The 25,665-nt window shown below is 29.0% G+C and carries 19 protein-coding genes; 18 read left to right on the forward strand and 1 reads right to left on the reverse strand.

What is annotated here, in order from left to right; genetic code table 11:
- Positions 1–999 precede the first annotated feature (999 nt).
- The 3 genes from OCU55_RS20140 to OCU55_RS20150 all read left to right on the forward strand — a co-directional run bounded on the left by OCU55_RS20140 (position 1,000) and on the right by OCU55_RS20150 (position 3,552).
- The gene (locus OCU55_RS20140) at positions 1,000–1,611 is read left to right on the forward strand and encodes a hypothetical protein (protein ID WP_261854087.1); all 612 of its coding nucleotides are present in this window, start codon (positions 1,000–1,002) and stop codon (positions 1,609–1,611) included.
- 428 nt (positions 1,612–2,039) lie between these two features.
- On the forward strand, positions 2,040–3,326 hold the full coding sequence (locus tag OCU55_RS20145) for a CDC27 family protein (protein ID WP_261854088.1): 1,287 nt from the start codon (positions 2,040–2,042) through the stop codon (positions 3,324–3,326).
- Between the two features lie 82 nt (positions 3,327–3,408).
- A complete protein-coding gene (locus OCU55_RS20150; protein WP_261854089.1) occupies positions 3,409–3,552 on the forward strand; it encodes a hypothetical protein in 144 nt (47 codons plus the stop codon).
- Between the two features lie 70 nt (positions 3,553–3,622).
- Here the strand turns inward: OCU55_RS20150 and OCU55_RS20155 are convergent, their stop codons facing one another.
- Positions 3,623–4,834 (reverse strand): SH3 domain-containing protein, encoded by a 1,212-nt coding sequence (locus tag OCU55_RS20155; RefSeq protein WP_261854090.1) that lies wholly within the window; start codon positions 4,832–4,834, stop codon positions 3,623–3,625.
- 190 nt (positions 4,835–5,024) lie between these two features.
- Between OCU55_RS20155 and OCU55_RS20160 the strand changes: the two genes are divergently transcribed.
- The 15 genes from OCU55_RS20160 to wecB (OCU55_RS20230) all read left to right on the forward strand — a co-directional run bounded on the left by OCU55_RS20160 (position 5,025) and on the right by wecB (OCU55_RS20230) (position 25,310).
- A complete protein-coding gene (locus OCU55_RS20160) occupies positions 5,025–7,037 on the forward strand; it encodes an LPXTG cell wall anchor domain-containing protein (RefSeq protein WP_261854091.1) in 2,013 nt (670 codons plus the stop codon).
- Between the two features lie 173 nt (positions 7,038–7,210).
- Positions 7,211–9,022, forward strand: a complete 1,812-nt coding sequence (locus OCU55_RS20165; protein ID WP_261854092.1) for an O-antigen ligase family protein — start codon at positions 7,211–7,213, stop codon at positions 9,020–9,022.
- 629 nt (positions 9,023–9,651) lie between these two features.
- The gene (locus OCU55_RS20170) at positions 9,652–11,469 is read left to right on the forward strand and encodes a polysaccharide biosynthesis protein (protein ID WP_261854153.1); all 1,818 of its coding nucleotides are present in this window, start codon (positions 9,652–9,654) and stop codon (positions 11,467–11,469) included.
- A gap of 50 nt (positions 11,470–11,519) precedes the next feature.
- Entirely contained in the window at positions 11,520–12,134 is a 615-nt protein-coding gene (locus tag OCU55_RS20175; protein ID WP_280923812.1) for a sugar transferase, read from the forward strand.
- Between the two features lie 85 nt (positions 12,135–12,219).
- Positions 12,220–13,443, forward strand: coding sequence for a glycosyltransferase family 4 protein (locus OCU55_RS20180; protein WP_261854094.1), 1,224 nt, complete (start codon positions 12,220–12,222; stop codon positions 13,441–13,443).
- Positions 13,436–14,455: a nucleoside-diphosphate sugar epimerase/dehydratase gene (locus OCU55_RS20185; protein ID WP_261854095.1), complete on the forward strand. Its 1,020-nt coding sequence runs from the start codon at positions 13,436–13,438 to the stop codon at positions 14,453–14,455. Before OCU55_RS20180 ends, OCU55_RS20185 begins: the two co-directional genes overlap by 8 nt.
- A gap of 48 nt (positions 14,456–14,503) precedes the next feature.
- A complete protein-coding gene (locus OCU55_RS20190) occupies positions 14,504–15,613 on the forward strand; it encodes a capsular polysaccharide biosynthesis protein CapF (RefSeq protein WP_261854096.1) in 1,110 nt (369 codons plus the stop codon).
- Positions 15,614–15,616: 3 nt separating this feature from the next.
- Positions 15,617–16,741, forward strand: a complete 1,125-nt coding sequence (gene wecB / locus OCU55_RS20195) for a non-hydrolyzing UDP-N-acetylglucosamine 2-epimerase (RefSeq protein WP_261854097.1) — start codon at positions 15,617–15,619, stop codon at positions 16,739–16,741.
- 112 nt (positions 16,742–16,853) lie between these two features.
- A complete protein-coding gene (locus OCU55_RS20200; protein ID WP_261854098.1) occupies positions 16,854–17,930 on the forward strand; it encodes a glycosyltransferase family protein in 1,077 nt (358 codons plus the stop codon).
- Positions 17,931–18,669: 739 nt separating this feature from the next.
- On the forward strand, positions 18,670–19,326 hold the full coding sequence (locus tag OCU55_RS20205) for a hypothetical protein (RefSeq protein WP_261854099.1): 657 nt from the start codon (positions 18,670–18,672) through the stop codon (positions 19,324–19,326).
- 27 nt (positions 19,327–19,353) lie between these two features.
- Positions 19,354–20,628 (forward strand): glycosyltransferase family protein, encoded by a 1,275-nt coding sequence (locus OCU55_RS20210; RefSeq protein ID WP_261854100.1) that lies wholly within the window; start codon positions 19,354–19,356, stop codon positions 20,626–20,628.
- Positions 20,629–20,676: 48 nt separating this feature from the next.
- The gene (locus OCU55_RS20215; RefSeq protein WP_261854101.1) at positions 20,677–22,017 is read left to right on the forward strand and encodes an oligosaccharide flippase family protein; all 1,341 of its coding nucleotides are present in this window, start codon (positions 20,677–20,679) and stop codon (positions 22,015–22,017) included.
- A 176-nt stretch (positions 22,018–22,193) separates the two neighbouring features.
- Positions 22,194–22,898, forward strand: coding sequence for an LbetaH domain-containing protein (locus OCU55_RS20220; RefSeq protein WP_261854102.1), 705 nt, complete (start codon positions 22,194–22,196; stop codon positions 22,896–22,898).
- 12 nt (positions 22,899–22,910) lie between these two features.
- Positions 22,911–24,137: a nucleotide sugar dehydrogenase gene (locus OCU55_RS20225; protein ID WP_261854103.1), complete on the forward strand. Its 1,227-nt coding sequence runs from the start codon at positions 22,911–22,913 to the stop codon at positions 24,135–24,137.
- 18 nt (positions 24,138–24,155) lie between these two features.
- Entirely contained in the window at positions 24,156–25,310 is a 1,155-nt protein-coding gene (gene wecB / locus OCU55_RS20230) for a non-hydrolyzing UDP-N-acetylglucosamine 2-epimerase (RefSeq protein ID WP_261854104.1), read from the forward strand.
- Positions 25,311–25,665 lie beyond the last annotated feature (355 nt).

Raw genomic sequence — 25,665 nt, forward strand, 5'->3', positions numbered from 1 at the left:
TAGTATAATTTAGGTGTTTATTAGATTACTATTTAATACATTTAGAAAGAACTTTTTGTTACTAATGGGAATTAATAAGACTATAAATGACTAATGAACCTTTGAAACCATTATAAAGATTATAAAGATTATAAAGTGATTAATATAATTCTGAAAAAATTAACAACACTTTATATCAGTCAATACAATATGATTTTAGAAAAATTAATAAGATAGTAAAGAAGCTAATTTACTCTGAAATAATTGTGAAGACATGCAGTTCTTCTCGAAAATTGTTTTAAGATTGTATTGGGTTCGGAGAAGAAAATTTAAAAAATATAAAGTTAATAATAAGGTTGTCCATCTAGGTGTATAAATATTTAACAACATTTAATTAATAAATAATTGTATAAAGAAAAATATACTATAAGTATAGAGCTTGCGATAAATAGATATGTAAGTTCTATTTATTTTGATTCATCAATTAATATATTAAAGTGTATTTACTACGGTATTTTTATGAATAAAACTTATTAGAATTTATATATAAATATAACTTTTTAAGAAGTTAAGAATTTAACTAGAGAAAAAGTTAACTTTTTAAAAAGGAAAAAATATAACTTTTTAAGAAGGTAAATTTATAAATAGAGAAAAATTTAACTTTTTAAATAGTTACGCATAGAATCAGGGGTTGAAGGCATTGTAAGTAAAGAAAAACCAATAAATCTATAAGTTAATTTAAAAGTACTCACACAGTTTAAAATAAATTCTTAATTGCAAATGCAGAAGAAGCCGATTCAAGTACATACGTAGAAGTGCTTGTCAGTGATGTTAGAACAAATCCAGCTCTACAGAACGGAAACATTTCAAGAAAACTTGCTGTAGCTTCCGATGGAACTATTTGTGCGGTATATAGAAGCAACCAAGGGATTAGAGTAGCGAAGACACAGGCAATGGTGCTAAGATATTAATAAATAAAGCAATAAATGTATATAATTCATATAGAAAGGATTGATGATTATGAAACGTGTAACAAAAGTTGCGTGGTCCACAATAATAATAGTTATAATTGTGCTTATTGGGGTAGGGTTATTCCTTATAAAGCCTGAAAAAGAAGTGCAATATTTTGATGCAAGTAAGATAAATACTTCAGATACTAACTTATTTACAAACAAGGATATAGACCTTAAGACCTTTACTTTAAATGTAAACATTGATGAAAATAAATTAAACAGCCTCATCGCAACAAATAGTAATGTTGAAGATTTTAAAGCAGAAATAGTAGACGGAAAAATCATATTCTATAAGAAAGTACAGCTTATAGGTGCACTAAGTACTCAATATAAAATGGTGTTTGATTTAAAGACAGAAAATAACAATGTTGTTATGTTACTTGAAAATGCTTTTATAGGAAAAATTAAGATAGCAAATGCCACTGTAATGGAAGAACTGAAAAAAAATGAGAATCAATTCATGTCAGTGGATGAAGCTCAGAATAAGATAACAGTAAAACTTCAAAATGTTAAAATCTCAGATGCAAAGATTGAAAATAATATAATAAAGATAAAAGTGGATTTTAGTCAATATCTGAAAAATGGGTTAGGATTTATAAAAGATCTGTTTAATAAATAGAAAATATTAAAGTTACGTAGCAAATTAAATGGTTGTACATCTATAGTATCTCCAGTATAACCATTTAATTTTAAAAGTATTCTCAAACATATACTATTTTAAATCATGATTACATATATACAGAAACTATGTTAATGAAAATTAGTTGTGATAACATAAATTTATATGAAATTATAAAAAACTAAGTTATAATTTAACATATTAAGAGTATAATTAGAAAACTTTCAAATTATTAACATTATTTTAGGATTTCTAGTGATTTTTTGTTAAAAAGTATTATAATTATAAATATATAAGGTTTCAACTTTAACTATTAGTTTATACATGTTGAAAAGTATAAGTATGTGATTTTCGAACAAGTCTAAAATAAGTTTCAGTAGAGAAACCATTTTGTAATTTAAGCGATAAAAGGGGCAGGGGTGATTGGTTTGGATTTTTATAGTCCTAGTGAAAAAATAAGACTTATGAGAAAAAGATTTAGAATTAATCAAGCTGAAATTGAAGGAGTCAATATGACAAGAGCCTTCATAAGCATGATGGAGAGCGGAAAAAGAAATGTAAGTAAAGCAAGTTCCAAAGCTTTAGCTGAAAAGTTTAATGAAATAGGAAAAAGAATTTCTGTTAATCTAGATTTAGATGATGAGTACTTTTCAAGGCAACCAGATGAAGATGCTAAGTTTTATTGTGAAGAAGAGTTACACAAAGACAATAACCATAAAAAGCTTGAAGAGCTTGCATCTATAGCTAAGGAATTCAAATTAGATGATTTATTGGCTAGGATATATAAAATAGATGGTGATAAGTATATTGAGGAAAAGGAATATACAAAAGCATTCATGAGTTTAAGTAATGCACTTGGTAAATATAAAGAACTTAAGGATGATAAGTCTCAAGTCGTTATCTACAATAGCATAGGGTCTTGTAAGGCTAAGATAAATGAATATGAGGAAGCAATATTTTATTATAAGCAGGCTATAAGCTATGCTTTACAAGAAAAGGATGATATAACCTTTTTAAAGGCTATGAATAATTTATCATTATCGTATTATCACACTAAGCAGTATGATAAGTGTATAAAAACTATAGATGACAATATACTTTCTAACTCAAAATATACTGAATTAAACAGAGGAATTATTATACAAGCAAGAGTTACTAAAGCTGTTAGCCTTTATGATTTAGGAAAAAAAGAAGAGGCTGTTAAAGAATATTTTGATATTAGTGAAGAAATCAAAGATGAAGATGAAGTTTTGTTAGCTGTTCTATATAATAATATAAGTAGATATTATCTTGAAATTAATGATTTTCAGCAAGGATTGAAATATGTTACAGAAGCTCAAAGGCTAAAAAGCAAGGTAAGTAAACAGACACTGCCTAATACCATAAATACTAAAGGACAAGTGTTTTTTAAACAAGGTTTTTATGATGAAAGCATAATGCTTTTTGAATTAGCTATAGATATTGCAGAGGAATATAAACAGTTTGATATGCTTTTAGATAATTACAAAGATCTAGTGAAGGTTTATGAATCGAGAAATGAGCTAGATAAGATAAAAAGTGCTATGGAGAACTTTTTAAATACTTTAGAACAACATGATATTGAAATGGGCAAAAGTTATGCTCTATATAAGCTAGCAGAAGTATCAGCTAAACAAGGAGATAGTAGCAAGTCCATTGAGTTCTTAAATAAGTTGGAACCATTCCTTGAAAAATAATTTATTTTTTTAATCTCAAATAATGTATTATAAACCATAATATGGTATAATGGTTACATATATATTTAAGGGGTGATTGGGAATGAGAAATAAAATTGCAAAGGTTGTTTTAAGTGTATTGTTGGTAGCAGTAGTTGCAGTACCTGTTTTAGGTAATGCTTCTCCAAAATTACATGGAGGCATCGTTACTATACAAAGTGGGGAAGTTCCAGAAGTATCATTTTAAACTTAATTGATCAAAAAGCTAGAGAGAGTTATTATGCTCTTTCTAGCTTTTTCTTTTTAATAGATATATATTAATAGTAATATTTGCTTAAATCACTGCTTGGAATTATTAATATCTTAGGATTTTGGCCTGGGTATACCCAAGTTATCAACTCTCTCATCTGTGTCTCTGGCATGGAGACACAACCTGCAGTTCCACCACTGCCATTTATGTGAACAAATATTGCTCCACCTTTGTTGGCTGTTTGATTAACATTGTAATCTGTAACAAGTGCATATTTATATTGGGTAGGATAACTTGCAAGATGCTCAAAATCACCACCAGGATTGTTGTGTATAAGTCTATTATAAGTAGAACTTCCACTATTAAGATCCCAGTACATATCATCAGTAACTTTAGCGTAACTATATTTAGTTCCAGGATTATCTGATATCCCGAAGGCACTTAATATACCAAGTACCCCTGCAGGAGTTTTGTTTGTAGATTGCATTCTGTTAGAGATATAAGCTAAACCACTTGTACCTACTCTTCCGTTAGTTTCAGTTTTTAAATTCCAGTCTTCACCATTCTTTTGATAGAACTTTATATTAGCATAGCTAGAGCTCATGCTGCTGGTTGTAACTAATATAACTTGGCTACTATTTGACAACTGAGGAGATTTAAAACCTTTTTTTACCTCAGGTGCTGGAGCAGCGGGCTGAGTATTAGTTGCAGATTTAGTTGACGAATTACTAGTAGATGCTGCTTTGGCAGCTTCTGCACTTTTTTGTGCTGCAGCTGCAGATTCTTGCTGTTTCTTTGCTGCATCATCATCGGCCTTCTTATCATCAGCAGTATACTCACTAAGGTATTTAGAATTTATCCAACCCTCTTTAGAATCATATTTAACCTTATACCAATCTTCCTGCTTACCTAAAACATCAACAATAGTTCGTATTGCTAATTTACTTAATATATTAGCAGTTTCAGCAGGAGATTCCCTAAAGTTAACCACCTCTGTAGTTTTGCCTGTAAACTTCTGTTCAACAAATTGAGGTTCTGACTTTGCAACAGCTGTTTCGGCTTGAGTTTTTTCTTTATTTGAATCAGCTTCAGTAGTCTTTGTAGTTACTTCTTCTTTTTTTGTATCAGTTAACACAGCTTTATTAGCTTCAGCTTTATCGTTTTTATCCTTAGTATATATTAACACTCCAACTACAGCTGCGCATAAGATAACACCAGAAGCTGCAAGTATTATAAATTTTTTTCTATTGTTACTAATAAGTTTTAAAAGCTTATTCATATAAAAACCCCTTGCTATGAAATTATAGTGCTGTAAATAGTTTATCAAAAAAGTAAAAATATTAAAATAGGATATTACATGTAGGAAAAATTTACTTATTAATTATTCAAGAAAATTACAATTTAGTATATTGTCGCAATTATGAATATATTATACTATGGACTTAAGTGTTTTATTAGGGGGAAGAGGTATGAATAAAGTAAAAAAAATTATGAGCTTAGCAGTAGTATGTATTTCGATGTTAACGTTTTCTCAAACAGGGGTTCTTAACAAGAGAGTTAGTGCAGAAGAAAATATACCTAAATATTTAAATTATGATGAAGGAGAAATGTATTATAACTATCTTTATAAAGATAAATTAGCAACGCAAATAACGCAAACTTTTAATGATAATACGAGTAAATCAGAAGTGTGTTATTTTGATAATGGAGTGAAGAAAAACTTAGACGGAAATATTGGGATTAGAATGAACTATAAGGAGTTTGAATACTCCACCAACGAAGGAAACGAAAAAAATGAATATTATACATTTGATATGGAGCAAGGAAAAGTTTCAGGGATAGATAAAACTTTTGAAAAAGAAAAAATTATAAGTGAGAAGTATGGTAATAAATATAAGATAGGTATTTCAAGTTATGCTGCTAGTAAGAATTATGGAGGATGGGGATACTACTCAACCATAGGTTCAGAAGACTATAAAAAAGGCATAATTACACCAGATGATAAAGTTGTTGAGTATGAAGATGGTACTCAATGGTATAATGATACAGTTGATGGTGATAATTATTATGTGCTGTTATTTAAAGTGACTGATCCAACAAATTCAGATGTTTATTTGGAAAAGATAAATAAGGACGGAAGTGTTGAAAAGTACGAACTTGATGACCAAACTAAAGAAAATTATAATGTAGTAAATGTATTAGTTTCTAATAATAAAATATACTTGCATTTATGCAATAAGAAAGATCAATCTGATAATTTTTATTATAAAATGAATGTAAGTGGAAATATGCTTACTAAAGGTGAAAAGCTATTTGACATATTAGATGATAAGTTTACTCAGGATTATTATAACAACTTTTGGAGAGTAGAAGGTGGATTTGTATATAAGTTTGAAAGTAATCAATGGGTGAAAAAATATCAGGTAGATTCTAATATGAATAATATTTATGTGTATGATGACAATAATCTTTTAGCAACAGGTATGATTAAAGGTAAAGACGCAAGTGGTAGTGATAATAAATATATATATGAAATTATAAATAATAAAACAAATCCTTATGTAATTAACATACCAACTGAACCGGAAGAGTCAACTACTCCAAGTACACCATCAGTTCCAACTACAGGAAGTGGACAAGATAATGGTGGTACAACTAATAATGGGAATACAGGCGCTAACTCAAATAATTCTTCTAATGGAAGTACAAATGGTAACACAAGTGGATCAAACGACCAAAATACATCAATACAACCTAATGGTTCAACTACTACAACAACAGAAAAAGTAGTTGTAAGTCCAGTTAAAGATGGGGTTTTACCAATATCAGTAAATAAGTTAGATAAAAATGCTACTAATTTAGTTGAAGCAGTAAGTACATCTAATGCCAATAAGATAGAGGTCACAATAGCAGATACAAAAGCTATAAAAGAAGGAACGGGCTCACTTCAAGTTAAAGTGGGACAAGACTCGTTTATAAGCTTACCATTTTCAGTGGTAGATAAAGCATTACTTACTGATACCGCTAAGTTAGTTTTAAGAACTTCGGCTGAAAGTAACACAGATTTAGTTAAGGGATTAAAAGCTGTGAAGAAGCTATATAGTTTTGATCTTACAGTAGTTGATGGAGATAAAAAGACATCAGTTCACAAATTTGCTAATGGAGCTGCAGAGATAACTTTAATTTTAAGTGATGAAGATCTAAAAGGTTTAGATAAGAATAATTTAGCGGTATTCTATTACAACGAAGATACAAAGAAGTTTGAGCTTATGGAAACTAAGGTGGAAGTAAATAAAATAACTTTCAAGACACCTCATTTCAGTAAGTTTATAATAGCAGAAAAATCAACAAATACAACTGAAGTACTACCTAAGACAGGATCAAGTTTCGGATCAACTAAAATTGTAACGATAGGTTGCATGCTTATGTTTTTAGGTGTTGTATTTTTAAAACGCACAAAAATTATTAAAGTTAATAGATGATATTAACGTTGTTAAATAGATAGAAATTACTTATAATGGAAGAGGTGGCTAGGCCATCTCTTTTATTTTCTATTATGAGAAGTTTTCTGCTGAAAAATATATTTGAATGCCTGAAATTTTATCAATAAAATATGTTGATTTGATACTATATTTTAACTGAAGGAGGAGATAGTTTGATTAAAGACGTAATTATTTTTGTTTTACCATTTTTGATTCCCTACACTGTAATTGGATTTGAAGCTGGTAATATACTTTTACCTTTAGTGGCAATCTTATATATTGCGATATATGTAAAAAAAGTTGCTTTAAATAGAAATATAATAATTGCATTAGTTATCCTATTTCTTTTGGCAGTAATATCTTTAGTAAGTAATTTTAACTTTTTAGCCTTAGGAGGAGTAAACCTATATTTATCTCCTATACTTTATTATGTGATCTACTGCTCTCTGAAGGAAGATAAGAGGAAAGATGACATAATGAAATATACAGTGTATATAATGGCTGTAGTTTCTTTTGCGTCAGTTATTTATCAAGGAATATATTTAAATCTAAGAGTTTTTGGCTTGTTTGGTTATGCTAATACTTTTGCATTATCGCTTTTGATTCTTATACATATAAACAATGTAAGAAAAGAAGATTATTATAGCACGACAATAGATATTATATTTATAACCTCAATGTTTTTTACTGGCTCAAGGAATACTTTTTTATGGTTAGCTATATATAGTGTAGTTATTGCAGTAAGTAAAAGACAAATTAAGCCTATTGCTAATATTTTAATGGGACTTATGGTATATATTTTGATATCAACTATTTCGATAGCAGGATTATTACTTGCACCAATACTTATATACATATACGAATACATAGCTAAAGGAACTAGTAAAGGCTACAATAAGAGAAAAATAATTTTTACTTTAGTCATAATAGTTGCTGCATTTATAGTTATCTTAGTTACAGGTAGCAGTAATAGTATTGAAAGAATAAGAGATATATCTTTTATAAATGGATCAATTCAGGAAGGACTAATAATCTTTGGCGATACTATTAAAGCCGTTGAAAAAGTGCCTTTTGGACATGGAATTAATACCTTTGGTAAACTGCAATATTATTTCCAGAGTGCCTATTATAGTATAAAGTATGTACATAATTCAGTGATACAAATAGCTTTTGATATAGGAGTATTCGCAGTTGTTCCGTTTTTATATTTGATATTCTATGTTGTAATTAAAATATGCCAGAATTTTAATGATAAAAACAAAGTTATAAATGTTTTAAATTTAAGTATTTTACTTATAATATTTTTTCACAGCTTATTAGATTTTGATTTTTCATTTTCAAGTATATTTGCGCTTTATATGCTGCCATTTTCAGTTTTACTAGATATCAATAAAGAGTTCTATTTAAGAAAAAGAAGCATTGTTTCAGCAATCTATGGAATGTTTATATTCTTATCAGTACTTCTCTATAATGAAGGCTCATTAAAACTAGGGAAGTATATGATAAATAGCAGTAATTATGAAACTGGTAGAAGTATTATTTCAACTGTGCTACTTCGAGATAGTAGATATTATCAGCTTGTGAGTGATAGCTATAGAGAACAGTACTCTGAAATTCATGACCCTGATATGCTAAAAGAAATGGAAGATAATTTAGGAGCAGCAATTAGGTATGACGGGGAAGATCTAAATCTTAAATGGAATATGGCGTATGTTAAAGGTAAGCATGGAAAGTATGAGGATGCTATTAGTATTTGGAATAATATAATCTCAGTAGAGAAGTATAACCCAAAGGTTTATCAAACCTATTATAATTATCTAACGGATTTAGAGGAAAATAGCAGCAAGAGCTTTACTAAGCAGATTGAAAGAATTAAACAAAAGCATGATGAAGCATATTTAAGCCTAAATCCAAGAAGTAAATATATAAAACATCAATTAAAGCAGAGTTTTAATGAAACTTTGGAGATGGATGTAAAAGATTAAAATCATAGGTGTAGTCCCATATTAAGACAGATTATAATATGAGACTACACTTTTTTACTGTATATTATGTGAAAATGTGTGATTGATGTATTTGGAAGTCAAGTGAGTTATACGATATAAAAATAGAGGAAATCAGAGATAATGGGAGTAAATGTCTGTATAATTTGGTTTAATAATGCTAAAATGTGTTATAGGAAGATATGAAATGTAAAAATATGTACAAAGTTACGAAAATAAAACAATAAATTGTAAGATGTCACAATGACTTCGACAAAAAAGATGTTGGTAATAATTAGTGTGTATTTGCTTATATGCATTATTATGGTTTTACATGCATTAATTTAAGTGTGGAAGGTATGCATTAGTATGTGTTATAATTCAATTAAAGAAAAAATCATAATAAATGAAAAAAAAGGGAAAAAAGCTTGCACACTATAATTGGACATGCTAATTATGAGGTATTATAATTAAAACGTTACAAAAAAGTTAAATAAATTTAAGTGTTGATGAATTTTATTTGCGATTAGTAAATATATATCAATGTGGATTTTAAATTATTAACTGGGAGAGTGAAATTGTTGAAATATCTTAAACATCATCGTGGACCGCTTTTAGCATTAATAGATATAATGTTAATAAATTTTTCTTATATTTTAGCACTTTATTTTAGATTTTCTTTTTCCATACCCAATAAGTATTGGAACAATTATGAATTAAGTATTGGTTTTATAATTTTTATTTATATGATAAGCCTATTTGCTTTTGGTATCTACAAAAGTCTTTGGACATATGCAGGGACTGATGAGTTTTTACTTGCAGTGGCCAGCTGTTTCGCGGCAGGAACTGTGAGTATAATCTTTACAAAAGCGGTAAACTTATCTTTGCCTTTTAGTGTGGAAATTCTTTCTTCCATACTGGCAACTATGCTTGTTTGCGGATTTAGAATAATGTTTAGGATTTATAGAAGAATACTTATAATCGTTGGCAAAATAGAGAGAAATAACACAAAAAGAGTTATGATTGTTGGGGCTGGTTCTGCTGGAGCAATGATAATTAGAGAAATGAAATCACATAATGAGATGAACTACGAGCCTATAGTTATTGTAGATGATAGTAGCTTTAAAATAGGAACTTCAATATCAGGAATAAAGATATTAGGAAATAGAAATAGTATCGAAAGGCTTGCTATAGAGAAAGAAATTGATGTGATTTTAATAGCAATTCCATCTCTAGATCGTGAAAATAAGAAACAGATAATAGATATCTGTAAAAAGACTGATGCGAAAATAAAAATAGTTCCAGGAGTTTATGAACTTATAGACGAGAAATATCTACTAAATAAGATAAGAGATGTTGATGTAGAAGATTTACTAGGAAGAGATGCTATAAAGTTAGACATGGATGGAATCTCTGATTATTTAGAAGATAAAGTTGTTTTGGTTACTGGGGGTGGAGGATCTATAGGATCTGAGCTTTGCAGACAGATAGTAAGATTTAATCCAAAGCAGCTTCTAATACTAGATATTTATGAAAATAATGCTTATGATCTTCAAAATGAACTTAAGTTTAAATATCCAGATTTAAACTTGGAAGTTATCATAGCATCTGTAAGAGATAAAAGAAGATTAGAGAACATATTTAAAGAGTTTAGACCAGAAGTAATATTCCATGCTGCTGCACATAAACACGTACCTTTAATGGAACACAATCCATCTGAAGCAGTTAAGAATAATGTATTTGGTACTTTAAATCTTGCTGAGTGCGCTAACAAGTTTAACGTTAAGCGATTTGTAATGATTTCTACAGATAAGGCTGTTAATCCTACAAATATAATGGGTGCAACCAAGAGAATGTGCGAAATGATAATACAAGCTATGGACAAGATTAGTGAGACGGAGTTTGTGGCTGTAAGGTTTGGTAATGTGCTTGGAAGTAATGGTTCAGTAATACCTCTATTCAAGAAACAGATTGCTCAAGGTGGACCTATAACACTTACTCATAAGGAAATAACAAGATTCTTTATGACTATACCTGAAGCTTCTCAACTAGTGCTTCAAGCTGGTGCATATGCAAATGGTGGTGAAATCTTTGTACTTGATATGGGTAAACCAGTTAAGATATATGATCTTGCAGTAGATCTTATAAAGCTTTCAGGACTTGAACCTAATGTAGATATTGAAATAAAGGTTACAGGCCTTAGACCAGGAGAAAAACTTTACGAAGAGCTTTTGATGGACGAAGAAGGTTTAGATAATACAAGCCATGAAAAGATATTTGTAGGAAGACCTATGGCTGACAATATAGATGAGCTTAAGAGAAAGCTCAGTGAGCTAAGATTTATACTGGAAAGGGAAGGTAAGGAAGAAATCTTCTATAAGGTTATGGAGATAGTTCCTACCTACGTTAAGCCGGTGCTTAGTGAGGTTAGTGCTTCTAGTGAAAAATAGCTAACAAAAAAGCAGTTTGAAATAGTAGTTTGTATTAAGGGGTGATGGAGTTGTATTTAAAGATTAAGAGATTGATAGACATAGTTCTTTCATTTATGGGATTAGTAGTTTTATCACCAGTATTTTTAATATTAATTATTGCTATAAAGATAGACTCAAAAGGACCAATACTCTTTAAGCAAAAACGTATAGGAATTAATAAGACTTATTTTAATATATTGAAATTTAGAACAATGAGAATAGATACTCCTAAAGATACGCCAACTCACTTATTAGAAAATCCAGATCAATGGATTACTAAAGTTGGTAAGTTTTTAAGAAAGACAAGTTTAGATGAGCTTCCTCAGATTTGGAATATATTTGTTGGAGAGATGAGCATTATTGGGCCAAGACCATGTCTTTGGAATCAGTATGATCTTATAGAAGAAAGAGATAAGTATGGGGCTAATAATATTAAACCAGGTCTTACTGGCTGGGCGCAAATAAATGGTAGAGATGAATTGCCTATAGAGATTAAAGCTGGCTTAGACGGAGAATATATTAGAAAAATGAGTTTCTTGATGGACGTCAAATGTTTTTTTGGAACGATAGTAAGTGTGATAAAGAGTGATGGAGTGGTTGAAGGTGGAACAGGTACATTAAATTCTAAAGATATAGATTTTTAATATAACTGTGATAGTGTTTTGCATGTTCTAGAAAGTATAGCACAATTATAAAAAGTATAGATAAGATATAGGAGTTTGCTATTAAATGAAGATATTAGTTGTTTGTCAGTATTACTATCCAGAACCATTTAGAATTACAGATATCTGTGAATCTTTAGCGAAAAGAGGACATGACGTAACTGTTTTAACAGGGCTACCTAATTATCCAGAGGGCAGCATTCTTGATGGTTATAGGAATGGTAAGAAGAGAAATGAAATATTGAATGGAGTTAAGATTCTAAGGTGTTTTGAGATAGGAAGGGGAAATACTAGCTTAAAGTTATTTTTAAATTATTTAAGTTACGCAATATCGGCAACGATAAAAGCACTATTATTAAAAGAAAGATTTGATGTTGTATTAGTAAATCAACTTTCTCCTGTTATGATGGTTATACCTGCTATTGCTTACAAAAAGAAGCATCATAAAAAGATATTATTATACTGTTTAGATCTCTGGCCAGATAGTTTAGCAGCTGGAGGGGTTAAAGAGCAATCAATAATCTATAAAATATTTTATAAAATATCAAAATGGATTTATAAGCATGCAGATACTATTATGGTTACATCGAGTATGTTTGTAGATTATTTCAAAAGTACGCTTAAGCTAGAGGATATTGAAATAAGGCATTTGCCACAATATGCAGAGGATTTATTTACTGAAAAGGTAAGCGATGAGTTTACTAAAAGTACAATATCAAGACAAAAAGATAAATTCAATTTTGTTTTTGCAGGTAATGTTGGTGACATACAGAGTGTTGAAACTATAATTGAGGCAGCAAAAGAGCTAAAGTCATACTCAAATATTTATTTTCACATTGTTGGAGATGGTTCGAAATTAAAGGAGTGCATTCAACTTTCAAATAATTATGGATTATCGAGCGTCATGTTTTATGGCAGAAGACCGATTGGGGAGATGCCACAGTTTTATGAGATGGCTGATGCAATGCTAATTACATTAAAAGATAATAAGAACTTGTCTTATACAGTGCCAGGAAAAGTACAATCTTATATGGCATTTGGAAAACCAATTATAGGCTGTATTAATGGAGAAACTAGACGTGCTATAGAAGAATCAAGGTGTGGATTATGCTGTGAAGCAGAAGATTATAAAAGTTTTGCAAGTTTGATATCTAAGTTTTGTAATAGTGACATAAAGGATGATATGGGGAGTAATGCCAGAAAGTTTTATTTCGAAAATTATAGTAAACAAAAATTTATGTCAACATTAGAAGTTGAATTAAATAATTTAGGAGGAAAAAATCATGTTTAAAGGCAGAACATTATTGATTACTGGAGGTACGGGTTCTTTCGGTAATGCGGTTTTAAAAAGGTTTTTAGATACAGATATAAAAGAAATTCGTATTTTTTCTCGTGATGAAAAAAAGCAAGATGATATGAGGAAACAATATAAAAATGACAAGATTAAATTTCATATAGGGGATGTTAGGGATTTATCTTCCGTAAAGAATGCAATGTATGGAGTTGACTATATATTTCACGCTGCTGCATTAAAACAAGTACCTTCTTGTGAATTTTTTCCTATTGAAGCTGTGAAAACAAATGTTATTGGAACAGAAAATGTATTAACAGCAGCGATAGAATATGGCGTGAAGAAGGTTATATGCCTTTCTACTGATAAAGCGGCATATCCTATCAACGCAATGGGAATATCTAAAGCTATGATGGAAAAGGTATTTGTAGCAAAATCAAGGACTGTATCGCCGGATAGAACAGTAATATGTGGAACAAGATACGGAAATGTTATGGCATCTAGAGGTTCTGTTATACCATTATTTGTAGATCAGATAAAGAATGGTCAGCATCTAACTATAACTAATCCAGATATGACTAGATTTTTGATGAGTCTTGAAGAAGCTGTGGAGCTAGTGGTGTTTGCTTTCCAACATGCTCAAGCTGGAGATATAATGGTTCAGAAATCCCCTGCATCTACTATAAGAGATTTAGCTCAAGCAGTTAAAGAACTCTTTGATGCTGATAACGAAATAAAAATAATAGGAACTAGGCATGGGGAGAAGTTATATGAAACTTTATTGACTAAAGAAGAATATGTTCATGCTAAGGATATGGGAAACTTTTATAGAGTTCCTGCAGATAAAAGGGATTTAAATTATGATAAATATTTTGTAGAGGGTAGCGAAGAGCTATCGATTGAATCTGAATACAATTCACATAATACTCAAATATTAACCGTAGAACAGATTAAAGAAAAGTTACTACAACTAGATTATATAAAAGACGAGTTAGGTATTATTGAAAGTTAGAAAAAACTGCCCAAATAGAGTAGTTTGAAATGAAAGGCAGGAGTAGTTATGAAAATTCTTGTTACAGGTGCAAAAGGTTTCGTGGGGAAAAATCTTATAGCGGAGCTAAAAAATAGAGGCTATAAAGAAATATATGAATTTGACATAGATACAGATAGAGCTTTATTAGATGAGTATACTAAAGATTGTGATTTTGTATTTCATCTTGCAGGGGTAAATAGACCAAAAGATGAAAAAGAATTTATGGAAGGTAACTTTGGATTTACATCAGAACTCTTAGAATCATTAAGAAAGTATGATAACAAATCACCAATATTAATTACCTCTTCTATTCAAGCTGAAAGAGATAATCCTTATGGTAATAGTAAAAGAGCTGGTGAAGAAATACTGTTCAACTATAGTGAAGAAACAGGGGCAAAGACATTGGTTTATAGATTACCTAACTTATTTGGTAAATGGAGTAGACCAAATTACAATACAGTGGTAGCTACTTACTGTTATAATATTGCAAGAGATATAGAGATACAGGTAAATAACCCAGATGCGGAATTAACGCTATGTTATATAGATGATGTTTTAGATGAATTTATTAATGCATTGGAAGGCAATGAAACTAAAAAAGGTCAATATTGCTATGTAAAAGTTACTCATAATATTAAATTAGCTGATTTAGCGGAAAAAATAAAAAGCTTTAAGAATAGTAGGAATGACTTAAGTGTTCCTATTATGAGTGATGAGCTTACTAAAAAACTATATAGCACTTATTTGAGTTTTTTACCAGAAAATGAATTTTCTTATGATTTAAAGATGAATTGCGATAATAGAGGATCTTTCACAGAGTTCATAAGAACTAAGGATAGAGGACAGGTGTCAATTAATATATCTAAACCTGGTATTACAAAAGGAAATCACTGGCATCATACTAAAAATGAAAAGTTTTTAGTGGTGAGTGGTAGTGGACTAATTCGCTTTAGAAAAATTGATTCTAATGAAATTATAGAATATGAAGTTAGTGGAGAAAAACTTCAAGTAGTAGATATTCCAACAGGATATACCCACTCTATTGTGAATATAGGTGATACAGATATGGTCACTGTAATGTGGGCAAATGAAGCTTTTAATGCAGAAAAACCAGATACTTACTTTTTGGAGGTTTAATATATGAAAAAGTTAAAGGTAATGACAGTGGTTGGTACTAGACCAGAGATAATAAGACTTTCAGCAGTTATAAATAAGCTGGAAGAATCAGAGGCAATAGATCATAAATTAGTACACACAGGTCAAAACTATGATTACGAATTAAATGAAGTGTTTTTTAATGATTTTAAGTTGAAGAAACCAGATTATTTCCTTAATGCAGCTGTTGGAACAGCAGTAGAAACAGTAGGTAATATACTTATAAAGATTGATCCAATAATGGAGGAAGTAAAGCCAGATGCTTTGTTAGTTCTTGGTGATACAAATAGTTGTCTATGTGCAATAGCTGCTAAAAGAAGACATATACCTATCTTCCATATGGAAGCAGGAAATAGATGTTTTGATCAAAGAGTACCAGAGGAAACTAATAGAAAGATAGTTGATCATACTGCAGATATAAATTTAACTTATAGTGATATAGCAAGAGAATATTTACTTAGAGAAGGATTACCTGCAGATAGGATTATAAAGACTGGTAGTCCTATGTATGAAGTTATTAATTCTAGGAAAGAAGACATAGAAAAGTCTGATGTCTTAGGAAGACTAGATTTACAAGAAGGAAAGTATTTTGTAGTATCAGCTCATAGAGAAGAAAATATAAACTCTGAAGAGAACTTTTTGAATTTAGTTAATAGTTTAAATGCTGTTGCAGATAAATATCAATTACCTATAATAATAAGCACTCATCCTAGAACTAGAAAAATGATTGAAGCTAAGGGTATAGAATTTAATCCGTTAATAAAAACTATGAAACCACTAGGTTTTAATGATTATGTTAAACTACAAATCAAATCAAAGGCAGCACTGAGTGATAGTGGAACAATAAGTGAAGAGTCATCAATATTAGGGTTTAGAGCTCTTAATATAAGACAGGCACATGAAAGACCAGAGGCTATGGAAGAAGCTTCAGTTATGATGGTAGGTTTAGAAAAAGAAAGAATCTTACAAGGGCTAGAAGTGCTAGAAACACAGAAACAAGAAACATTAAAGAATGTTGCTGATTATAGCATGCCTAATGTATCAGATAAGGTATTAAGGATAATATTATCTTATACTGATTATGTTAATAGAGCAGTTTGGAAAAAATAAAGTTTTGGCTAAGCTGGTATTGATTACGATAGAGTGTTATAAATAGAGAAACTTTAATTCAATAAGCACATATGAGTTTAAATTAATAAATATATTAAGCGGAGGTTACTCAATGAAGAAAATTTGTATACTTAGTACAGTTAATTTAAAACATATGACATTAATATCTTTATATACGGATTATTTTGATATTAAAGATATTAAGTATGATATAATTTGTGTTGACAAGTATGGAAATTATGAAAAAAATAATGCAAATAATTTTTATGCTTATAATCTGAAAATAGAAAGAGATTGGCCAAAGTACAAAAAAATTATAGAGTATATTAAATTTAAAAATTATGCTCAGTCTATAATGGAAGAAAATCAATATGATTTTATTATAGTTTGGAATACATATACTGCTTTATTGTTTAATAGATTTCTTAGAAAAAGGATGAAAAATAAATATTGCTTTAATATAAGGGATTATGCACATGAAAAAAATAAAATTGTCTTTAAATTGGTAAGAAGCTTAATTAATAAAGCTGCATTTACTACAATATCATCAAAGGGGTATAGAAAATTTTTACCTGAAGGTAAATATATTACTATCCATAGCTTTAATAAATCAATATTATCGAAATGTATGCCGAAAGAACGAAAAGAATTAGGAAAAAAACCAATAAGGATAAGCTTTATAGGATATGTACGTTTTTTTGATATAGATAAAAGATTTATTGACGCATTTGGTAATGATTCACGTTTTAAGATTCAGTATTATGGGGAAGGCTCTAAAGAACTTGAAAAATATGCAATAGATAAAGGGTATTTAAATATGGAGTTTCGTGGAAGGTTTGAGCCTCAGGAAACAGAAAATTTTATAAATAATACTGATGTTATTAACAATTTATATGGTGTTGGTAAAATAGCATTAGATACAGCAATCTCAATAAAAACATACTATGCTGCGTACATGAGGATGCCTATTCTTGTATTTGATAACACTTTCATGAAAGATATAACTACGAAATATAATTTTGGATACGCTGTAAAAGAAGATATGAGTAACTTAGCTAATAACTTTTATGAATGGTACTCAAAGTATGATTTTGAAAAGTTAGCTATTGGTTGCAATAATTTTATTAAAGAGGCTCAACAAGAGAATACGATATTTATAGAGACGCTTGATTATTATTTTTTAAATTAAAGTTTTATATTTTAAGAGTTAGTTTGAGGCATATTATAATAATCTTCACTATATTCTTTATATTTTATTATACTTTGCAAAGGAGGATGAAATGGCTGTAATAGATATGGTAATAGTTTGTATTGCATCAATTTTAGTTGAATACAAATTATTACAAGGGAAATATATATTCTTCTCAACATTTACTAATTTCAATATATGTTTTTTTATAGTATACTTGTTACCAATAATTTTGTTTGAATTTAATCCTAATGAGTCATATTTTATATTATTATATCCTCAATCTATTGAAAAAGGATATATTTATATCAGGATATTTTACTATACTTGGTTTATCCTTACGCTATTGTTCTTCTTAAGGATTAGAAAAAATAATATTATCATTATGAAAGGATTTAAGATCTTCCCGAAGAATTACTTATTTGTTATTTGGATAGTGATGATTTTTTTATATTTTCTATGTATCTCAGCACCGCTTGGGTTTAATCCTGGTTTAACTTTTTCTAGGTTAATAAATCCGAGAGCGTTTACATATATAAGAGCTGGATATGGCCCTATTAATCATGTGTTAAGTGTTTTAAAACTACTAATGTTGATATTAGCTATATATATTTTTATCAATAAAAAAAGCATTGGCAGTGTAAATTTATTATTTTTTTCTATAATGATAAATATTTTAGGAGGATCAAAAACTAGTTTTTTAAATTTTTTAATAATATTTATATTGGTATCATCTAAAATGGATTTCAAATTTAGAAAAGTTAAGTTGAGTAAGTTTGTTAAGTATGGAATTTTAGGTGCAATACTGTTAATTTCTGCATTTATGATATTTTACAAACCAGGTGAAGTTGTTAGTGTTAATGATGCAATAGAAGGATTAAAAGGATATCAAAAAGAAGCATACTATACTGTAAGGGTAATAAATGATTTTGATTGGAATATAGAATATACGTATGAAGGATTAGTGGATACAATAACACCATTTGTACCTAGAATTATATGGGATGATAAGCCGTATTCAGGATTTTATCAGAGATACTGGAGAGATATTTATGAACCAAATGCGGTTTTGTATCAGACTAGTACTTTTGGAGCATTGGCTGAGGCGCATATGATGTTTGGTATGTTTGGAGCTTTTTTATATGCAATAATTTTTTATTTTATATGTAAAAAAAGCTTTATATTTTATCAAAAAATAAATACATTCTTTGGTATGTTTATTGTTGCTTACGTACAATGTAGTATGTATTTTTTTGTTAGAGGAGGATTGTTCTCTTCAACAGTTGTAGCATTTGTTTATCAAAGTATTATTGCATATATTATATTAGTTCTTTTTCAAAAGCTTTTTAAAAGAAATAATGAACCAAGTAAACATATTACTTATAAAAAGATGTGATTCAGAACAAATATATGGGGGGAGAATATGAAACACATAATAGTGATTGCTGGTTGGTATTATCCAGAACCATCTCCTACTGGTAATTGCATAAAGCAAATTATAAATGAACTAAAAAGAGATAATAGAATCAGTGTAATATGTTTTGGCGAAAGTGAGAACATACTAATTGAGGAAGATGGTGTTAGTATATATACCTTAAGTAACTTAAGACTTAGGTTACGTAGATATGCCTTGAAAGAATTGCAACTAAGTTATAGCAAATACAAAAGACAATACTTTAATATATTATATATATTATCCAGAGTATTTAGAGTATTTATATCAATATTTGCTTGGCCTACATCAGAATCGTGGTATATAAGTAAATCATTAAAATTATTAATAAAAATAAATACAATAGATAAAATAGATACAATTATAACAGTTTCTAATCCGTTCGAAGCTCATATGTGTGGTTTTAGATATAAGAAATTAAAACCTAAGGTGAATTGGATAACGTATTCTCTTGATCACTTCACTAATTCAGAATCGCTACATAGGTATTATTTTAGTAGAAATTTGAAGTTTAAAATTAACCTGCATTTTGAAAAAAGAATATATGAGTATGCAAATTACAATTTCGTGACTAAAGAATTGAAGCCATGGGTAGATAAAATAACAAATGGTATTGAACAAAAGGTTAAAGCGGTGTCCTTTCCTTTATTAAAAATTAAAAAAGGGCAACCGAAAGAAAGTTACTTTTCTGAATATAGAGATAATATAAATTTAGTTTATGCTGGTGCTCTATATAAAAAAATTAGGAATCCTGAATACTTACTTAAATTAATATGTGGTATAGATGACGAGAGAATTGTTTTACATTTGTTTTCTCGTGGAGACTGCGATAATATAATTAATAGATATAAGTCTATTTCAAAAGATAAAATAGTTGTGCATAAAGTGTTACCAATTGATGAAATACATGATGTTATGGAACAGGCCGATATACTTGTTAATTTAGGTAACTGTATATATGAACAAAAACCTAGTAAAATCTATGAGTATATCGCAACAGGAAAACCAATAGTTAATATTCACTATAATGCAATTGATTATAGCGATATTTTTAGTAATTATCCATTATCTATAAATATAAATCAAGAAAATATATGTTTTGAAAAGGATAGATACGACTTAAGAGAATTTTGTAATAGAAATTGGAAGGTATCCATAGATAAAAATGACATAAAAAATAGATTTGTTGATAGTACTCCAGAATTTATATCTGATTTATTTAAAAGGCGAATTGAAGAAAATTAATGATTTTGTATAGATATTATAAAAATAGCAATGAATGAGTGGTAAGATATGATAAAGTGGTTTGAAAAGTTCAACTTAAAAAATAAAAGTCTTTTAAAAAACGTTATTATTAGTATTACTGTTAAAGGACTTGCAATTGTAGTAGGCCTATTAATGATGCCTATTTATGTAAAGTATTTTAAAGAGCAATCTGTATTAGGAGTTTGGTTAACAATTATATCAATATTAAATTGGATTTTTACATTTGATTTAGGAATAGGCAATGGTTTACGTAATCTTTTAGTAAAATCAATATCGAATAATAATAAAGAAAATATTAAGAAGTATATTTCATCTGCATATGTTGGAATTATTAGTGTAAGTGCAATTATATTAGTAGGAATTATTATAATAATTCTTAATATTAATTTGAATAGTATTCTTAAAATATCATCAGAGTTAATATCAAGGAGAAGTTTAACTATTGCAATCATAGTTCTTATAGTGGGTGTACTTTTGCAATTTATACTTAAGTTGATAAACTCTATTTTATTCGCTCTTCAGAAAGCAGCAGTTCCAAGTATTATAGTATTAATCTCCAATGTAATGTTGATGTGCTATATGTTGGTGGTTCCGTTTGGAACAGTAGAAAAAAATTTTTTGAGCATTGCTATTGCGTATACTATCACTACAAATGTGCCTTTGTTAATAGCAACAATGTTAATATTTAAAAATGATTTGAAAGATTGTAAGCCGTCATTTAAATATTTTGAAAAAAGTTACGCCAAGGAAGTAATCAGGCTTGGTGGGATGTTTCTATGGTTGCAAATCATGACGTTAGTAATATCAAATACTAACAATGTGTTAATTAGTTATTATATTAATAGTAAAGAAGTTGTGAGTTATCAAGTTTATTATAAATTTTTTAGTTTAGCAAGTACGTTCTTTCTAATTGCATTAATACCAACTTGGTCTGCTGTTACAGATGCAATGAGTAAAAATCAATTTCAATGGATAATAAGTTTAAGAAAAAAGATGTATAGGTTTTTAGCTATTGCATTTATAGTGGAGTTAATTGTGCTAATATCATCGAATTTTGTAATAAATATCTGGATGGGTAATAAATTTGTTATTAATGATTATAGGTATCATATTGCAATTGCTTTATTTGACTTTATAACTATATGGTCTGCAATAAATGCTAATATTGCAAATGGTTTAAACAAACTAAAAATTGAAGTAATATGGCTGACTGTAGGGGCAGTTATTAATATCCCTCTAGCATATTTCTTTACAAGAATAGAGCCAAGTTGGCTTTCTATAGTTATAGCAAACATATTGTCCATATTACCATATTGTATTTTTGAAACTATAAGTACAACAAGATTTTTAAATAAGGCAAAAAACTAAATATTTGCAATATTAATTAGTGCAAATATACAGATATATCTAGTAGTTAAGCAATAGAAATTATTAATAAAACTATACTTAATATTAAAATATATATAAATGTAATTAGTGAATTTACACAAAGTATTAGATGAGAAAGTTTATTTAAATAGGATTATAGAAGTTGAGGTTTATCAATGAAAAGTATAATTAAGCAAATCCTCAAAAAGGTATCATTAATGTATTTTACTATAAAGAATATTTATACAAATTATATTAAAAAAAACAACTATATTAGCATAAAAAATATATTTATAAAAGGTAAACTAAAGATAATTGGTAAAAACAATATTGTAAAAATAGATTCTTATTGCAACAAATTAAAGATAAATATTAATGGTAATAATAATAATATTATTATTACAGGAAATGCTATAGTTGGATTTGCTGTTGAAGTTTATGGAGATAATAATGAATTATGTTTACTTAATATTGATAGCATCGCTAATTCAAAAGTGATAATAAAAGGGAAAAAGTGTATTGTGAAAATTAGTGATGGAACTACAATAGGAGGATGTAGGATTGTAAGTAGTGGAGAAGAAAATATGGTATATATCGGGGAAAGGTGTATGTTATCAGATGGAATAGAGATTTGGGCAAGTGATACACATAGAATAATTAATGCTGAGGATGAACAGCTTATTAATAAAGCTAAGGATATTATAATATGTAATGATGTTTGGATTGGTCAAGGCGTTACTATTCTTAAAGGATCTAAAATAAATGCTGGATCAATTGTCGGTATGAGAGCTGTGGTTAAAAAAGAGATACCAGAAAAATCAATATATGTTACTGAATACAATGGTAAGATTGTAAAAAGAAATATAAAATGGAGCAGATAGGGGTTGTGATTTATGATAAAAGTCAATGTAATAGGACAAGGATATATCGGTTTACCAACAGCGTTAATGTTAGCCAAAAGTGGACTAAAAGTAGTTGGGACAGACTATAACGAAAAGTTAATTAATGCATTAAGAGCTGGCAAACTTACTTTTGATGAGGAAGGACTAGATGAACTTTTTAAAGAAGCTCTGTCTAATGGAATTGAATTTTCTACTGAATATCAAAAAACAAGTTTGTATATTATTTCAGTACCAACTCCATATATTAAGGAAAGTAAAAAACTTGATCCTAAATATGTAATTTCTGCAGTAAATAGTATTTTGGATATATGCGAAACTGGAGCAATATTAATTATAGAATCTACAATATCACCAGGATCCATTGATAAATATGTTAGACCAGTAATAGAACAAAGAAGAATGGTTATTGGAAGGGACATACATTTAGTGCATGCGCCTGAAAGAATTATACCTGGAAATATGATTTACGAACTTGTTCATAATTCAAGAACTATTGGTGCAGATGATTTTAAAATAGGTGAAAGAGTAAAAGAGCTATATTCAAGCTTTTGCGATGCTGAAATTGTTGTAACGGACATAAGATCTGCAGAGATGTCAAAGGTAGTTGAAAACACATACAGAGATATTAATATTGCATTTGCAAATGAATTAGCTAAGATTTGTAGGGCTGATAATATGGATGTGTATGAAATTATAAGAATTGCTAATAAACATCCAAGAGTAAATATATTGCAACCAGGTCCAGGAGTAGGTGGGCATTGCATCTCGGTTGATCCTTGGTTTTTAGTTGGAGATTACCCTGATTTAACCAACTTAATTTTAGCAGCCAGAAAGATAAATAATTCAATGCCAGCACATGTTCTAAAAAGAATAAGAGATATAATGAGAGAACACAATATAAAGGATATTTCAAAGGTTGGATTATATGGGTTGACTTATAAGGAAAATGTTGATGATGTAAGGGAGAGTCCAACGCTTCAACTTCTAGAAAGAATGGATGAAAATTTAGCTTTTGGAGTTAAAGTATTTGATCCTTTTGTTAAAGAAAGAATAGTGGAACATCAATTTATGAACTTTGAAGACTTTGTAAGTGAAATAAAGATTATTGTTATTTTAGTAGCGCACAATCATATTAAAGATAATATAGATTGTTTAAAAAATAAGCTTATACTTGACACTAAAAATATATGTGCTCTTGAAAATACATATAAACTATAGAATAAGTAGGTATGTATAATGAAAAAAAAGATAATGGTTGTTTTTGGCACACGTCCTGAAGCTATTAAAATGTGCCCTTTGATTAAAGAACTTAAAACACGAGATAAAATTCAAACCATAGTATGCGTTACTGGACAACATAGGCAAATGCTAGATCAAGTGCTTGAAGTATTTAATGTAATACCTGATTATGATTTATCTGTTATGAAAGAAAAGCAAACATTATTTAATATAACAATTAATATTCTTGAAAAAATAAAAGCTGTATTAGATGAAGTAAAACCTGATATAGTATTAGTTCATGGTGACACTTCTACAACTTTCGTAACAGCTTTAGCATGCTTTTATTTACAAATTCCAGTTGGACATGTAGAGGCTGGACTTAGGACTTATAATATACACTCTCCTTATCCTGAGGAATTTAATCGACAGGCAGTAGGAATAGTAGCAAAATATAGTTTTGCACCGACAGAAATGTCAAGGCAAAACCTTTTAAACGAAGGTAAAAATCCTATGACAATATATGTAACTGGTAATACTGCTATAGATGCGCTTAAAACTACAGTAAGAGAAGACTATTATCATAACCAACTTAAATGGATAGCAGATAGTAGACTTATTCTGATAACTGCTCATAGAAGAGAAAACCTTGGTAATCCGATGGAAAATATGTTTAAGGCTATTAGACGAATTGTAGATGAAAATCCTGATATAAAGGCCATATATCCTATTCATATGAACCCTATGGTAAGAAAAGCAGCAAGTAAAATACTAAGCGGTTGTGATAGAATAAGAATTATTGAGCCTTTAGACGTATTAGATTTTCATAATTTTTTGGCACGATCATATTTAATTTTAACAGATAGTGGAGGAATTCAGGAAGAGGCTCCAAGTTTAGGAAAACCAGTATTAGTTATGAGAGATACTACTGAACGACCTGAAGGGGTAGCAGCAGGAACGCTTAAGTTGGTTGGAACTGATGAAGGAGTAATTTATGATGCATTTAAATTACTTCTTGAAAATAAATATGAATATGAAAAAATGAGCAATGCAAGTAATCCATATGGTGATGGATTTACGAGCAAAAGAATAGCAGATATATTAGAATATGAAGAAAATATACAAGAAGTAGCTACCACAAAAGAATCACTTGAGAACAGAAAGAGTATATAAAGATAGCTACATGAGAATTATTTTGATTAAGTAGTATTTGTGTAAATTTATAGAGCGACAAATAGGATTGAGTCCAACTTGGTTAAAATTACAATGGTGCATTATGCAGATTATGAAATATAAGGTGTGTATTAGTAATTTAGTTTAAAGAATTGAGAAGCTTAATAAATATAGTGTAAAAATAGAAGGTGTATTTTACGTAAATTGTATAGAAATTAACTAATTGAAAAATAAAATAAATTTAATACATTCAAAAGGAGCTTACGAACTAGTAGACTCCTTATTTTTGTATTAATGGATAGAACAGGTTGTGTGTAAACGTAAAAGTTTTAGAACCTTTATCCATTGCACCATT

The organism is Clostridium folliculivorans, assembly GCF_024341905.1.
GTDB lineage: Bacteria > Bacillota > Clostridia > Clostridiales > Clostridiaceae > Clostridium_AR > Clostridium_AR folliculivorans.